Annotated in this window: 13 protein-coding genes; 4 read left to right on the top strand and 9 right to left on the bottom strand. The window is 33.3% G+C overall.

From position 1 onward, the window contains the following. Positions 1 to 58: 58 nt before the first annotated feature. Entirely contained in the window at positions 59 to 1330 is a 1272-nt protein-coding gene (locus ACJBCC_RS02610) for a hypothetical protein (protein WP_407556321.1), read from the bottom strand. Positions 1331 to 1580: 250 nt separating this feature from the next. Here ACJBCC_RS02610 and dgt point away from each other — a divergent pair, with 250 nt between their 5' ends. Together dgt and ACJBCC_RS02600 are read left to right on the top strand one after the other, a co-directional pair. Next, a complete protein-coding gene (gene dgt, locus ACJBCC_RS02605) occupies positions 1581 to 2918 on the top strand; it encodes a dGTP triphosphohydrolase (RefSeq protein ID WP_407556320.1) in 1338 nt (445 codons plus the stop codon). Between the two features lie 88 nt (positions 2919 to 3006). Beyond that, the gene (locus ACJBCC_RS02600) at positions 3007 to 3183 is read left to right on the top strand and encodes a hypothetical protein (RefSeq protein WP_299098535.1); all 177 of its coding nucleotides are present in this window, start codon (positions 3007 to 3009) and stop codon (positions 3181 to 3183) included. On the opposite strand, the gene ACJBCC_RS02595 is transcribed toward ACJBCC_RS02600, so the two are convergent. Continuing rightward, entirely contained in the window at positions 3151 to 4944 is a 1794-nt protein-coding gene (locus ACJBCC_RS02595; protein WP_407556319.1) for a 1-deoxy-D-xylulose-5-phosphate synthase, read from the bottom strand. The genes ACJBCC_RS02600 and ACJBCC_RS02595 overlap by 33 nt on opposite strands. Before the next feature lie 22 nt (positions 4945 to 4966). Further along, entirely contained in the window at positions 4967 to 5902 is a 936-nt protein-coding gene (locus tag ACJBCC_RS02590) for an energy transducer TonB (protein ID WP_407556318.1), read from the bottom strand. Between the two features lie 79 nt (positions 5903 to 5981). On the opposite strand from ACJBCC_RS02590, the gene ACJBCC_RS02585 reads away from it, so the two are divergent. Further along, positions 5982 to 6431, top strand: a complete 450-nt coding sequence (locus tag ACJBCC_RS02585; protein WP_299098538.1) for a nucleoside deaminase — start codon at positions 5982 to 5984, stop codon at positions 6429 to 6431. Positions 6432 to 6448: 17 nt separating this feature from the next. Beyond that, a complete protein-coding gene (locus tag ACJBCC_RS02580) occupies positions 6449 to 6910 on the top strand; it encodes a hypothetical protein (RefSeq protein ID WP_299098539.1) in 462 nt (153 codons plus the stop codon). 121 nt (positions 6911 to 7031) lie between these two features. Here the strand turns inward: ACJBCC_RS02580 and ACJBCC_RS02575 are convergent, their stop codons facing one another. From ACJBCC_RS02575 to ACJBCC_RS02550, 6 genes are all read right to left on the bottom strand, one after another. Further along, the gene (locus tag ACJBCC_RS02575) at positions 7032 to 7223 is read right to left on the bottom strand and encodes a cold-shock protein (protein WP_173279522.1); all 192 of its coding nucleotides are present in this window, start codon (positions 7221 to 7223) and stop codon (positions 7032 to 7034) included. Positions 7224 to 7413: 190 nt separating this feature from the next. Beyond that, the gene (locus ACJBCC_RS02570) at positions 7414 to 7659 is read right to left on the bottom strand and encodes a hypothetical protein (protein ID WP_407556317.1); all 246 of its coding nucleotides are present in this window, start codon (positions 7657 to 7659) and stop codon (positions 7414 to 7416) included. 33 nt (positions 7660 to 7692) lie between these two features. Then, entirely contained in the window at positions 7693 to 9471 is a 1779-nt protein-coding gene (locus tag ACJBCC_RS02565; RefSeq protein WP_407556316.1) for a chloride channel protein, read from the bottom strand. Between the two features lie 47 nt (positions 9472 to 9518). After that, on the bottom strand, positions 9519 to 11273 hold the full coding sequence (gene aspS / locus ACJBCC_RS02560; RefSeq protein ID WP_299098543.1) for an aspartate--tRNA ligase: 1755 nt from the start codon (positions 11271 to 11273) through the stop codon (positions 9519 to 9521). Positions 11274 to 11409: 136 nt separating this feature from the next. Beyond that, positions 11410 to 14946, bottom strand: coding sequence for an efflux RND transporter permease subunit (locus ACJBCC_RS02555; protein ID WP_407556315.1), 3537 nt, complete (start codon positions 14944 to 14946; stop codon positions 11410 to 11412). Next, complete coding sequence (locus tag ACJBCC_RS02550; protein ID WP_407556314.1) at positions 14939 to 16126, bottom strand: efflux RND transporter periplasmic adaptor subunit; 1188 nt, start codon at positions 16124 to 16126, stop codon at positions 14939 to 14941. Before ACJBCC_RS02550 ends, ACJBCC_RS02555 begins: the two co-directional genes overlap by 8 nt.

Below are 16126 nucleotides of genomic sequence, written 5' to 3'. Positions count from 1 at the left end.
TATTTAAATAGCCCATCGACTAATAAATAATCGATGGGCAAAAAGTTAATTGTGATTTTTAGAAGCCTAAACCTGCAGCAGTATTTGCGTATGTCCAGCTTAAGTTTGAAGTCGTAGCTCCTACAGTTTGAGAACCTGCTGTTACAGCCGTAGCAGTAGAACCAAATCCAGTTACCGTTACTGTTTCTGCTTTGTTAACAAAAATATCAGCAGCAGTAGCAACACCTGTTGGTAAAACTATTTCCCAAGCTCCAAATGTGATTAAACCATCGTTGTAATTAGTAGCAACACCATCGTTGTCTAATTCTACATCAGATGAATCTTTAAATCCGTATGCAAAAATGTTACTTGTTGTTCCCATTGCGTTACTTCTATAATCAGCGTACTCACCATTTTCTGTAACTGTGTTACCAATGATAGTTGCATTTTGTAAAGTAAATGAACCAGTAGCAGTTCCTTCAGGACCATCAATTTCAAAAGCATGATCAGAAAAATCTCCTAATACAACAACAGCATTATCAATAGTGCCAGAATAAGCTTGGTCAATATCTAAAGCATCATCACCTTGAGCCCATACTAATAAATTAGAAGCATCAACAGTTCCACCGAAAAATTCAATACCGTCATCTACGTTTCCAACAACTTCTATATTGTTAATTACAGTACCAGAACCTACACCACCAAGTGTTAATCCATTAATTTCGTTTCCTTCTCCAATTAATGCACCACCATGACGAATAGAGATGTATTGCAAAACACCAGAGCTATCAGCAGCATCAGAACCGCCATAAAGTCCAAATGTATCAGCAGCAGGAATTCCTTCAATTTGAGCTTCAGTAATATCACCAGAAAAAGAACATGGTGCATAACCTAATACAATTAATCCACCCCAAAGACCTCTGTCATTTTCATCTAAGTTTGTACCTGCAGTTTCACCACAAGAAATATCATCACTAGTAGATGTAAAAATAATTGGTTGGTCAGCAGTACCTTGTGCATTTAATGTTGCACCTCTAGCCACGATTAAAGCAGAAGCTAAAGAACCAGTACCAGCAGAACCTTTAATAATTGTACCAGGATTAATTGTTAAATTAACACCTTCACTTACAACCACTTTTTGGTTTAATTGGTAAATGTTATCAGCAGTCCATGTTGTACTTTCTGTAATAGCACCTGTAACTGCAACGATTGGACAATCTACTGTTCCACCACCATTATCGTTAATGTATATTGTAGTTTCTTCTATTATTATAGGAGTATCATCATCTTTAAAACAGCTAGTAAATACTAGTGAAGAAGCGATTAAAGTAATTAAAAGTAATTTTTTCATGAGTAAAAATTTATTGTTCAGTTTGATTTGTTCATTTTACGCTGCAAAGAAACTATCATTACTTTGTTTCAAGGTTATATAAAAATTAATGATTTGTCACTAAAAGGTTAGTTTATTGTTAGCTAAATATTAAGCGAATTTATATTAAGGAAACAATGGCTTAACATTGAAAATTTTAGCATCTAACTTTGTATTAAATAATCGATTGTATAGCAATTTATTTATCTTGCATCTATCTAAGACTATAACTATGAATTGGGAACAATTACTGTCCTTAAAACGCTTTGGCGACACTAACAAAAGATTAAGAAAAGAACAAGATGAAACACGTTTAGGGTTTGAGGTAGATTATGATAGAATTATATTTTCTTCTGAATTTAGAGGTCTACAAGATAAAACTCAAGTTGTGCCTTTATCAAAAACCGATTTTGTTCATACCAGATTAACACATAGTCTTGAGGTCAGTGTTGTAGGAAGGTCGTTAGGACGCAAGGTTGGGCAAATGTTATTAAAGAAACATCCGCATTTAGCTAGTGTACACGGTTATACAATGAATGATTTTGGTGCTATTGTAGCTGCAGCCGCTTTAGCTCATGATATAGGTAATCCTCCTTTTGGTCATTCTGGCGAAAAAGCCATTGGTGCTTATTTTAAAGAAGGAGATGGTGCAGATTTCAAAAGCTTTTTAACAGATAAAGAATACCAAGATTTATGTGACTTTGAAGGAAATGCTAACGGATTTAAGATTTTAACCGAAAGTAGAGAAGGTCGTGAAGGTGGATTGAGATTGAGTTATGCAACCTTAGGAGCTTTTACAAAATACCCAAAAGAATCCTTACCCAAAAAGCCAAGTGCTCATATAGTAGATAAGAAATATGGGTTTTTTCAGAGTGAAAAGCAAATGTTTGAAGATGTAGTAACGGAATTAGGTTTAACAAAACGCAGTGAAAATAATTTGAGTTATCAACGTCATCCTTTAGCGTTTTTGGTAGAGGCTGCGGATGATATCTGTTATACAATTATTGATTTTGAAGATGGTATTAACCTTGGATTAATTCAAGAAGAATACGCGTTAGAATATTTAATTAATTTAGTTAGAGACAGTATTAAAACCGAAAATTATAATGCTTTAAGAACAACTGAGGATAGAATTAGTTATTTAAGAGCATTAGCAATTGGTAGATTAATTAATGAAGCTGCTTCACTGTTTATGGAACATGAAGAGCGCATTTTAGCAGGTAAATTTGAAACAGCATTATTAGATGTTAGTCAATATAAAGCCCAAATAAAAGATATAATTAATATTAGTATTAAAAATGTATATCAATCTAAGGACGTTATAAATAAGGAAATTGCAGGCTACGAAATTTTAAATCAGCTTTTGGTAGCTTACGGTAAGATGGCATTTCGTTATTTTGATGGCAACATCACTAATTACGACAAGCTGCTTTTAAATAGTCTTCCTGAAACTATTAAATTAGGCACTAAATCTTTGTATAATAATCTTCTGGCGATTTGCCTTTATATTTCAAAATTATCAGACACTAATGCGATGTTATTACATAAGAAATTGAAAGGTCAAATTTAACAGAAAGTGCATTTCATCGAATAAATTTGTTTTTTAGCGATAAATAGTTTTAATTTACCTGATATTCAAGCTATTAAAAAACCTACTTATGAGAAATAATATACTTGGAGGACTAGTTATATTCTTTGTTGTTGTGACTTGCCTTTTGATGTTAGATGATATTTCTAGCCCAAACACGGAAAATTATTCAGTTAATAAACCTGCGGAAATTGAGCAGTCTGTTGAAAATTCATCAGAAATGGCTGTCGTTGAGAGAGAAGAGTAATTGTTCTATTTCTTTTTTTAATGATACTACATCTAAGTGCTGAAGTTTATTTAATTGCTCTGTTGTACCATGTTCTACAAATTGATCTTCAATACCTAGGGTCACTATTTTTTGACTATAATTATTGGCATTAGCAAAAGCTAAAATAGAACTGCCAAATCCGCCAATGATTGTACCATCTTCAACCGTAATAATAGCATCATAATGCTGAAAAACATTATGTAATAATGTTTGGTCTAAGGGTTTTATAAACTGCATATCATAATGCCCTACGTTATGTTCTGTATCTATTTCTTTTATAGCATTTTCTATACTATGCGCAATAGTGCCAACGGAAAGTACCGCAACACTTTCTCCTTCGCTTAAACAAACACCTTTACCAATTTCAATTTTTTCAAAAGGTCTTTTCCAATCTATTAAATGACCTCGACCTCTTGGATATCTTATGGCGATTGGGAAATCAATACCTAATTGAACTGTATACATTATATGTCTTAATGCAATAGCATTTCTTGGTGCAAAAATCACTAAGTTAGGGATACAATTTAAATAGGCTAAATCAAAAACGCCATGATGTGTTGCTCCATCTTCGCCAACCAATCCTGCTCTGTCTAAACAAAAAATTACGGGTAATTTCTGTAAAGCCACGTCATGTATCACTTGGTCATAAGCACGTTGTAAAAAAGTAGAATATATATTACAAAAAGGAATGAGTCCTTGTGTTGCCATACCAGCCGCTAAAGTAACGGCGTGTTGTTCTGCAATGCCAACATCAAAAGCACGATTGGGAATGGTTTCCATCATATATTTTAATGAACTTCCTGTAGGCATAGCAGGTGTAATACCTACAATTTTTTCGTTCTTTAAAGCTAACTCAACAATGGTTTCCCCAAAAACATCTTGATATTTAGGAGTTTCTTGATCTGAGTTATGTTTTGTAACTAACTCACCTGTTTTGGCATCAAATTTTCCAGGTGCGTGATATTTAACTTGATTTTCTTCAGCTTGTCTTAAGCCTTTACCTTTGGTTGTAATGATGTGTAAAAATTTTGGACCTTTAATCGTTTTAAGTCTTTTTAATTCTGAAATCAAAGTTGGTAAATCATGACCATCAATAGGACCAGAGTAATTAAAATTTAAAGCTTCAAAAATGTTATCTTGCTTCTCAGTCCCTTTTTTTACATTGGTTAAATATTGTTTTAAAGCACCAACGCTTGGATCAATTCCAATAGCATTATCATTTAAAATGACTAAAAGATTAGCATTGGTAACTCCAGCATGATTTAAACCTTCAAAAGCCATTCCGCTTGCAATTGATGCATCTCCAATCACTGCGATATGGTGTTTGTCTTCGCCATTTAATTGCGAAGCAATTGCCATACCTAAGGCTGCAGAAATTGAGGTAGACGAGTGACCAACACCAAAGGAATCGTATTCACTCTCGCCACGTTTTGGAAATCCACTGATACCATTAAGTTGTCTGTTAGTGTCAAAAATTTCTTTTCGTCCAGTGAGTATTTTGTGACCATACGCTTGGTGGCCAACATCCCAAATTAATTCGTCATTTGGTGTATTAAAAACGTAATGTAAAGCAATAGTTAGTTCTACAACGCCTAGACTTGCCCCTAAATGACCTTCCTTTGTTGCAACGATATCAATAATAAAGTCCCGTAACTCTTTCGCAAGATGAGGTAAGTCTTCTTGATTAAGAAGACGTAAATCTTTAGGTAAATTAATTTGTTTTAAAAACGACGTTTTCACATTGTAAAAATACGAGATTTTATTAGTCTTCGACTATAAATACAATTGGTAAAGAATAAACAACGCCAATGTTTTTTCCGCTTTGTTTGCCTGGAATAAATTGTGGTAATAGTTTAATGACACGCTTTGCCTCATTTTCTAATTCTAGATGTGTAGCTCTTGCCTTTATATTGGTAACGAGCCCATTTTCATTGATTTTAAATTGCACTATTATTCTTTGTTTACCTTTTAAATTTAGTTGCTTACCAATAGCTTTATTAAAATTATCAATAATGATCTCTTTAATTTTATTAGTCATGTATGTCTTCTTTTCAGAATTTGAAAGATTATTGGGTGTGCCTTTAAATTCTGGTGGCTGCTCTACAACTATATAGCCAACAACAATTTCATCATCTATGATTTCTTCAGTGTTTTCGACATTATTTAATTCTACAGGTTCGTTTTCTGAAGACTTTTCAATAACCACAACGCCTGTTAGTATAGGAATAGGTGGTTTGTGTTTTTTAGAAGGTGTTTGTTTGTAATTATCGATAAGAGGTTTAACCGTATCTGTTTCAAGTTTACAATCTGTTTCAGGTTTTGTTTTTAATGAATCTACAACTTCAACAACATTAATCTTTTTAGTGTTTCCGTTTTGGTCAGAACAATTGAATAATGTCGTTCCCATAGCAATGAGTAATACTAAAAGAAATAACTTATGAAAACTGGTTTCTTGTTCAATTAATTGCTGAGGAATTTTAATTCTTATTTCTTCGAGTTGAGAAATTTTAAATCGGCCACATATATTCTTTTTGCTATTGAGTGCTAAGTATTTTTTTAAATGTTCTTCAGGCATATTAGTAAAATCAATGACCGTTTTTGAACACGATTGGCAAAACCGACCTTTTTCATTAGATGTCATTTTAGCCCAATCTTCATGGCATGGTTTTGGAATAGAAATAGAATAGTTAGATTTCATAATTGATGGCTTTGTTTGATAGCATCAAATTTCTTGCCGTGATTAATCATTATAATTTTGAAATTGTATTTTTACAACTATGATAAATCCTTATGACGATACCTACTTTATGAAAAAAGCGCTTCAGGAAGCTGAAATTGCTTTTGAAAAAGGGGAAATTCCGGTTGGCGCAGTAATTGTAGTAGAAAATAGAATCATAGCAAGAACGCATAATTTAACGGAGTTATTAAATGATGTTACGGCTCACGCAGAAATGCAGGCTATTACATCTGCAGCGAACTTTTTGGGTGGAAAATATCTAAACAAATGTACGCTGTATGTTACTTTAGAGCCATGTCAGATGTGTGCAGGAGCATTGTATTGGAGCCAAATTTCTAAAATAGTGTTTGGAGCTTCAGATACACAAAGAGGATACAAAATAATGGGTACAACATTACATCCCAAAACAGAAGTAGTTAGTGGTGTTTTGGCAGAAGAGGCATCAGCTTTAATGAAACGTTTTTTTATAGAAAAACGGAATTTGAATTAATTTAAAATATATTAATCATGAAAATAAAGACTTTAATATTACTAGCCTTAATAGTTACTTTTGGATGTAAATGCAATAAAACCAGTACCGAAATGGTAAACAAACAAGTTGAAGCGACTCTAATATCTAAGGGAAATCTTTACGGTTCAGGATCTGAGGGTCTTGAAAAGCAAAATTTAGTTATTACTAATGAAAACGATTGGACCCAATTATTAAATCAAATAGATTCCGTAAATAAAGTATCGTCTGGTTTTAGTGAAACTAAGATTGATTTTTCAAAATATGATGTTATTGCCGTTTTTGAAAGCGTAAAAGGTAGTGGAGGACACAAAATTGATGTTGCAGTCTCAACAACTTCAGATAATAAATTGATTCAAGTGAAGCATAGTGCTCCAATAGGAAATGCAACTAGTGTAATGACACAGCCTTACTATATAGCAAAGATTTTGAAATCAAAATTACCAATAGTTTTTGAGTAGAAGGCTCAATTAATTAGGAATAAAGGTGGTGTAATTGGTTAACAATTAGTTTTTTAGTTCGCAATAGGGCAAAAAAAACGCCCAACCATAGGTTGAGCGTTGAAACTAATAAGATATATACTTATAGTACCTGCACGTTTGCAGCTACCATTCCTTTTCTTCCTTCTTCTTCATCGTACTCTACGTTGTCACCTTCACGTAATTCTACGCCATTAAGGTTTGATACGTGTACAAAGATGTCTTTTCCTGTTTCTTCGTTGGTAATGAATCCAAATCCTTTTGAATCATTAAAAAATTTAACTGTTCCAGTCATTATATAATATTATAAAAATTAAAGTGCAAAGATACTATAAAAATAAACGCTAATGTTAAGAAATCGTTTTATTTTGAGATTTAGCTTCAATATTGAGAGTCAATGAGTTAAGTTGATTTTTAAAAAGCTTTGTTAAGTCCTATTATTAAAGGATTTCAAGTGTATTTGTGATTTGTAGGAAATTTGCGAATTATTTTCTCAAATCACGTTGGTTTTCACGCATTTTGTCAAGATTCTCCTTCGTTAGCATATAATCTTTAACATCTTTGTCTTTCCATCTGTAATATGAAAACAATGGAAAAACAACAAAAAACAAGCCGAGAACACCAAATCCTATAAGTTTCTGTTTGTAGTCTACTTCTAAAATTAAACCACAGATAATACTGGCAAATGAAACTAGAAATGCAATAAATGTTATAATCTTAATAGGCTTCATTGAGATAATTTTATCATGGATTTTTAAATAAATCTAAGATGTAAAGTTAATTAATTCGGTTCTATAAGCCGTTAGTAATTTTGATTTAGACACAAATCCATAATATTTATTGTTTTTTATAACAGGTAAATTCCATGCATTAGAATCTTGAAATTTTTTCATCACTGTTTGCATGGAATCTTTTTCATAAATAATATATTCTGGTGCTTGATGCATAAAAGTTTCTACAGTTGTAGATCGATAAAGTGATTGATCAAACATCACAGAACGAATATCATCTAATAAAATAATACCAACAAACATGCCTTTAGAATCTGTAACAGGAAATAGATTTCTACTAGATTTTGAAACGCCTTCTTTTAACATATCTCCTAAGCTCATTTCGGGATGTAGAGCTATAAAATCTTGCTCTATTACAGAGTCGAGTTTCATCAAGGTTAAGACGCTTTGATCTTTATCTTGTGTTAATAGGGCTCCTTTCTCCAACAATTCTTTAGTGTAAATGGTGTGATCTAAACCATTTTTATTAATTATAAATGACATGGAAGCCGTAATCATTAATGGTACAAATAATTCATAACCACCAGTAATTTCAGCAATTAAGAAAATAGCTGTTAATGGCGCATGAAGCACACCTGCAATAAGACCAGCCATACCAATTAAGGTAAAATTAGCTTCGGATACTGAAAAGTTCAGTCCGCAATTATTTATCACTTTGGCCACAACATTACCTAGAGCACTTCCCATTACTAAAGTCGGAATAATTATTCCACCAGTTCCACCTGCAGCAAAAGTAGTAGTCATGGCAATAGCTTTAAATAATGTTATACCAAAAAGTAAGGCTATTACAATCCAAATATTATCTAAGTGTTCATCAAATGGAGTGTTTCCTAAGGCTTTAATATCGTTTCCTAACATTAAATCATTAATAAAACTAAAACCTTCACCGTAGAGTGGTGGAATAAAAAAGAGCATCACACCAATGGCTAAACCACCAATTATAAATTTATGCTGAGCTGATTTAAAACGATTGAAAAACCCAGTAATAGCAAAATATATTTTTGAAAAATAGATGGAAGCCACGCCAGTACCAATACCCAATAGAACATAGAATAAGGTGTCTTTAATCATGAATTTTTCTGAAACTGTAAAGTTGAAAAGTACACTGTCTCCTAAAAAAAAGTAAGAGGTAATAACCGAAGATACAGAAGCAATTAACAGCGGAAGTAAAGAAGCGAACGTTAGGTCTAAGCTAAAGACTTCGATAGCAAAAATAATGGCGGCAATTGGCGATTTAAATATAGACGCAATAGCTCCTGCAGCAGCACAGGCAATTAAAAGACTTCGTTTTTTTCTGTCGATATGAAGTAGTTGACCTAAATTAGAACTTATAGCTGAAGCTGAAGCAATCGCAGGTCCTAGTAAACCGACCGAACCTCCAAAACCAACGGTCAATGGAGCCGTAATTAAAGGTAAATAAATGTTCTTTTTATCAATAATACCTCCTCGTTTTGATAACGAATAAAGTATTGAGGGTATAGCATGTCCACTTGGTTTTTTTGAGACATATTTCACAAATAAGTAAACCAACAACAACCCAATAACAGGCAAAATAAAATAAAGCTGATTATTTGAAAAGTAAATTCCTTTTTCTAAAAAAGCTTCTATAGCAAAAGTGACATTTTTAATGGTTACGGAAACAATACCAGCTAACAATCCAATAATTAGACTTAACAGAAATATAAAGTTCTTTTCAGAGACATATTTATATCTCAATAGCAATAAACGTTTATATAGTTTTGTTTTTGGCATTACTTAAATCTACTAAAAAATCCTGCAAAAAGCAGGATTTTAATTGTTTAAGATTTTAAATTAAGTTTCAAACTCAATTCTTCAAGTTGTTCATCATCAATTGGTGCAGGTGCATCAATCATCACATCTCGTCCCGAATTGTTTTTAGGGAATGCAATAAAATCTCGTATGGTTTCTTGGCCTCCTAAAATGGCAACCAATCTGTCTAAACCAAAAGCTAAACCTCCATGTGGTGGTGCGCCATACTCGAAAGCATCCATTAAGAAACCAAACTGTGCTCTAGCATCTTCATCAGAAAACCCTAAGTGTTTTAGCATGATGGCTTGAGTAGCTTTGTCATGAATTCTTATAGATCCACCTCCAATTTCATTTCCATTCAATACTAAATCGTAAGCATTAGCTTTTACATCACCAGGATTGGTATCTAACAATTCTATTTGTCCTGGTTTTGGCGATGTAAACGGATGATGCATGGCATGGTAATGGCCAGTTTCTTCATCTAACTCTAATAATGGGAAATCTATAACCCAAAGAGGTGCAAATACTTTAGGATCTCGTAAGCCTAAACGTTCTGCTAATTCCATACGTAACGCACTTAGTTGCGCTCTTACTTTATTAGTATCTCCTGATAGTACACAAACTAAATCGCCAGCTTTTGCTCCTGTTGCTTCTGCCCATTTAGCTAAATCATCTTGATCGTAGAATTTGTCTACTGAAGATTTAAATGTGCCATCGTCATTACAACGACTATAGATCATGCCTAAAGCACCAACTTGTGGACGCTTTACCCATTTTATTATGTTGTCAATTTCTTTTCTCGTGTAACTATTTCCTCCTGGTACTGCAATACCTACAACCAATTCAGCACTATTAAAAACACCGAAATCTTTGTGTTGTGTTACCTCGTTAAGCTCGGCGAACTCCATTCCAAATCTAATATCTGGTTTGTCATTTCCGTATAAACGCATAGCATCGTCATAAAGCATTCGCGGGAATTTTTCAATCTCAACACCATTTACTTCTTTAAGTAAGTGACGCGTTAAACCTTCAAAGACATTTAGAATATCTTCTTGTTCTACAAAAGCCATTTCACAATCAATCTGCGTGAATTCTGGTTGTCTATCTGCACGTAAATCTTCATCTCTAAAACACTTTACAATCTGAAAGTATTTATCCATGCCACCAACCATAAGCAACTGCTTAAAAGTTTGAGGCGATTGTGGAAGTGCATAAAACTGACCTTCGTTCATACGAGAAGGTACCACAAAATCACGAGCACCTTCTGGTGTAGATTTTATTAAATATGGTGTTTCAACTTCTATAAAACCATCTCCTGAAAGATAATTTCTAACTTCTTGAGTCACTTTTGATCTAAAGATTAAGCTTTCTTTTACAGGATTACGTCTAATGTCTAAGTAACGATATTTCATTCGTAAATCGTCGCCACCATCAGTTTTATCTTCAATAGTAAAAGGTGGAACTAATGAACTATTAAGCACTATTAATTCTGAAACTAATAATTCAATTTCGCCTGTTGGAATATTAGGGTTTTTTGAAGCACGTTCAATCACAGTGCCTTTAACTTGTATAACAAACTCACGTCCTAATTTAGATGCTCGATCCATTAAGTCTTTAGAACTGCGTTCTTCATCAAAATAAAGCTGAGTAATACCATAACGATCTCTAAGATCGAGATAAATCATAAACCCTTTATCTCTTATTCCTTGAACCCAACCCGAAAGTGTAACCTCTGTATTGCTGTGTGATGCTCTTAATTCACCACAATTGTGACTTCTGTACATAATGAAATTTTAATTTTACTCATCATTGCGAATGCATAGATGAATGCGGTTGCAAATTTAAGGAAGTTAAATGAGTATAAAATAAAAAGCCTCAACAATTGTTGAGGCTTTTTGTCTAATTTATCTATAGTTTGTTCTAGATGGTGTTTTCATCTAAACTTTCGTTAATAACAAAGGATTCTTGAGGTCTAACTTCATAAGTAGAAGCCACTCTAGATTTATTCATCCACATTTTAAGTCTTACACTTAAATAGAAAAGGATAGGAACAACGATTAATGTTAAGAATGTTGCAATAAGTAATCCGTAAATTACAGTCCAAGCTAATGGTCCCCAAAATACCACGTTATCTCCACCCATATAAATATTTGGATCAAAATCGGCAAACAGCGTAAAGAAATTAATATTTAATCCAATTGCCAAAGGTATTAGCCCTAAAATAGTTGTAATGGCTGTTAATAAAACAGGTCTTAAACGTGCTTTTCCTGCTTTTACAATGCTTTCAAAAAGATCTTCTTTTACTAATAATTGATCTTCATGTAAATCGAGTTCGTTTTTCTTTCTATCTATTAGTAGTTGTGCATAATCTAAGAGAACAACACCATTATTTACCACAATTCCGGCTAGTGAAATAATACCAACCATAGTCATCATAATTACAAAGGCACTTCCAGAGATTACGATACCTCCAAATACACCAATGAAACTTAAGAAAATAGCGATCATTATAATCGTTGGTTTAGAAACAGAGTTGAATTGAAATATAAGGATGAAAAATATTAAACCTAAACCAGTAAAGAATGCACCCATTAAGAATGCCATTTGCTTATTCTGTTCTTCAATTTGACCTGTGTAGTCAATATGGATATCTTCAGATAAACCTTCAAAGCTTTTCATTTCATTCTGAATCTGAGTTACAATAGCACCTGCATCTGTAAAACCTGGCGCTAATGCGGAATAAACAGTTACAACACGCTTAGCATCTTTATGCTTAATAGCATTAAAACCAGAATTATTTTTTTGTTTTGCAACAGCAGATAATGGCACTTCTTTAAGTTGACCAGTATTATCTCTAAACGTTATATTCTGGTTAAATAAAGCACTAGTGTTGTATCTGTTTTCTTCATTGAAACGCACATAAATATCATAGTCTTCTCCATCTTCCTTATAGATACCAGCCTTAGATCCAAAAATTGAATTTCTCAGTTGACTACCAATCTGAAGTGCACTAACACCTAGTTCTCCTGCTTTTTGTCTATCAATTTCAACCAACATTGTTGGTTTATCCTTGTTAACATCAATTTTAAGTTCATCAATACCAGCTACATTTTTAGAATTGATAAACTCACGCATTTTTTCTGCTGTAGAAATCAATTCTACATAATCATCACCTTCAATCTCAATATTAATTGGCGAACCAGCTGGTGGTCCGTTAACATCTTTTTCAACCGAAATAATAACACCAGGATATATACCTACTAATGCAGTTTGAACTTTTTGGCGTAAAATTTCACTGTCTTCACCACGACGGTATTTATACTCTCGCATAGAGGCTGTAATCTTAGCTTTATGAGGCATTTCTGCGGAAGAACCTGAATCTGTATTAGGATTTCCGGCACCAGCACCAACTTGTGAAACCGCACTTTCTACTAAGAAATTCCTATCACCATCCATATAATAATCATTATTGATTACATCATATACTCGGCTTTCTATTTGCTTAGTTATAGCATTAGTTTTTTCTATTGCTGTACCTTCAGGATATTCTATATATACAATAATCTGATTTGGTTTGTTGTCTGGGAAAAACTCAATTTTAGTTCGTTGTTTAGACACTGAAATTCCAAAGGCAACAAATGAAGCAATTAATAGAAGAACTGTAGATGCCGTTAGAATTTGAGGTTTCCAACCAGAAAGTGCCCAACGTAATTGACGCTCGTACCAATTCTCTAATTTTACTAAAGATTTGTTTTGGAAACGATTTGCCCATTTTCTAATAAAGAAACGATAAGCCCACAACATAATAGCTGTAAAAATCATTATGGTTCCTAAACCTCTATACGCTCCACCAAACACAAGAATAAGTATACCAATTACGGCAACAATAATTGTAGTTCTTATAATTTGATTAATAGGCATGTCTTTATCTTCCGTAGTCATATATCTCGATACTAAAACCGAGTTAAAAAATATGGCCACAAATAAAGATGAGCCTAATACAATAGATAGCGTTATAGGTAAAATTTTCATAAACTCTCCCATGATTCCTGGCCAAAGCCCTAAAGGAACAAAGGCGGCAACAGTAGTCGCTGTAGAAATAATAATAGGAAACGCAATTTCTCCAATACCTTTTTTGGCAGCTTCAATTCTGGTCATGCCTTCCTCTTCCATGAGTCTATATACGTTTTCAACAACCACAATTCCGTTATCTACCAACATACCAAGTCCCATAATTAAACCAAAAAGCACCATAGTATTTAAACTATAACCAATAAGGTTTAATATCATCAATGACATAAACATTGACATTGGTATAGCAAACCCAACGAAAAGCGCGTTTTTAAATCCTAAGAAGAACATTAAAACTGTAACTACTAAAATAACTCCAAAAATGATGTTATTTACCAAATCATCTACTTGTCCTATTGTTTTTTCAGATTGATCGTTAGTGATAGAAACCACTAAATCTTGAGGAAATACATTTGCTTTAGCCTCTTCTACAATCACTTGAATTTGCTCAGCCGCAGCAACCATGTTTTTTCCTGCTCGTTTTTTTACATCGAGCATTACTACAGGTTTTCCAGATTTTCTAGCAAAGGTTGTTTTATCTTCTTCTTTAAAAGACACAGACGCAACATCCTTTAAGTAAATAGCGTTTCCATTCTCTGCTTTGACTACAAAGTTTTCTAATTCTGATGGTTTTTCTATTTCTCCAATGATTCTAATCGTTCTGCGTTGACCACTACTTTTTAAGTTACCAGCAGATTGCGTTACGTTACCATTATTAATGGCACCAAGTATATCACTGAATGTTACTTTTGCAGCCATCATCTTATAAATGTCTACAGCAACTTCGACCTCTTTTTCTTGAGCACCTCTAATATCTGCCTTTTTAATTTCTTGAAGATTTTCTATTTCATCTTGAAGATATTCAGCAAAATCCTTTAATTTTTCAATAGGATAATCTCCTGAAATATTAATGTTTAGAATTGGCATTTCTTCAGAAAGACTTAATTCAAACACATCTGGTTCTACTTTTGCACCATTAAATGTTGGCCAATCCTCACTAGAGGTTTCTGTATCAATTTCGTCTTTTACCTTTTGTAAAGCACCTTCTACAGTGATACCTTCATCAAACTCAACAATTAGCATTCCGTAATCTTCTTGAGAAGTCGATGTTGTTTCTACAACGTTACTAACGGTTTTTAATTTGTCTTCTAATGGATCAATTATTAGTTTTTCAATATCTTCTGCGGTATTACCAGGATATACTGTACTCACATAGATTTTAGTTTCGTTTACCTCAGGGAAATTTTCTCTAGGCATGCTAAAAAAAGCAGAGATCCCTAAATAAAAAAAGACTGCGATAAGAACATACATCGTGGTTTTGTTATTAATTGCCCACGAGGACATCCCAAATTCCTTCTCGGTATTTTTTTTCTTATTACTACTCATTGCCTACTTCTTTATAGCTGATTACCTCTACTGACTGTCCGTCTTTAACACTACGAGCACCTTCTTTTACGATTTCTGCTCCAGATTCTAAGTTCTTAAGAACCTCAATAACATCACCTTGTGTTTTTCCGGTTTCAATAATAATTCGTTTTGCTGTACCAATACCTTTTCCATCTTTATCAGTTACTACGTAAACATATTGTTCTCCATCTGCATTTTCTGAAATCACACTTTGTGGAATTAAAATGGCATTTTCACTTGTATAGTCATTGATTTTTAAACGCGCTGTAAGATTAGGCTTAATGTCCTTGTCTTTGTTAGCAACTTCAATTTCTGCTCTAAATGTTCTGTTAGCAGGATTGATAAAATCACTTGCTTGACGAATTTCGGTTTCAATTGTTTTTCCTAGAACAGGTATTTCAACCACAACCTTCTTACCCTTAACAATATTAGATATATAACTTTCTGGCACTTCTACCTCAATGTACATATCATCAAGATTTACAATACGCATTAACTGTGACTGGCCTGCCGCAACAACACTTCCTTGTTCTGTAATAACATCATCGATAGTTCCAGAAAAAGGTGCTTTGACTGTAGTTTTTGCAATTTGCTGTTGTAATTGACTTACGGCTTCTTGCTGAGATTCGTAAGTAGATTTAGCTTGTAAATACTGAATTTCACTACCAATGTTCTGATCCCAAAGACGTTTTTGACGCTCATAAGTCGTTTTTGCTAATTCGGATTGAATTTTTAACTGCGCCACTTGTTGGCTTAATCCACCATCATCAATTTTGGCAAGTAATTGTCCTTTTCTAACTTTTTGCCCCTCTTTTACATAAACACGTGTTAAAATACCATTATACTCTGGCGTAATGGTTAATAAATTTTTGGTAGTAACATTACCTTGAAGTTCTAATTGGTGCTCAAATTTTTCTGTTTTCGCGGTAAGCGTTGTAATTAAGGGAATGTTTTGAGTCGTATCTAAACTTTTTATTTTCTCGTCTAATTGTTTTATTTGATCATTAATAACTTGTTGCTCATTTACTAATTCGCCTCGTTTTTTACGAATAGTTTCTAAGCTGTTACTTTCTAAGACTTTTGCTGTAGAATTTTTCTTTTCGCCTCCACATGAGACTAAAAGTAACGTGATGATTACAATTGAATATATGTTTTTCAT

Source organism: Winogradskyella sp. 4-2091 (assembly GCF_045765065.1).
Classification (GTDB): domain Bacteria; phylum Bacteroidota; class Bacteroidia; order Flavobacteriales; family Flavobacteriaceae; genus Winogradskyella.
Note: the sequence above shows the minus strand (reverse complement) of the source record. Positions and strands in the feature narration are given on the sequence as shown.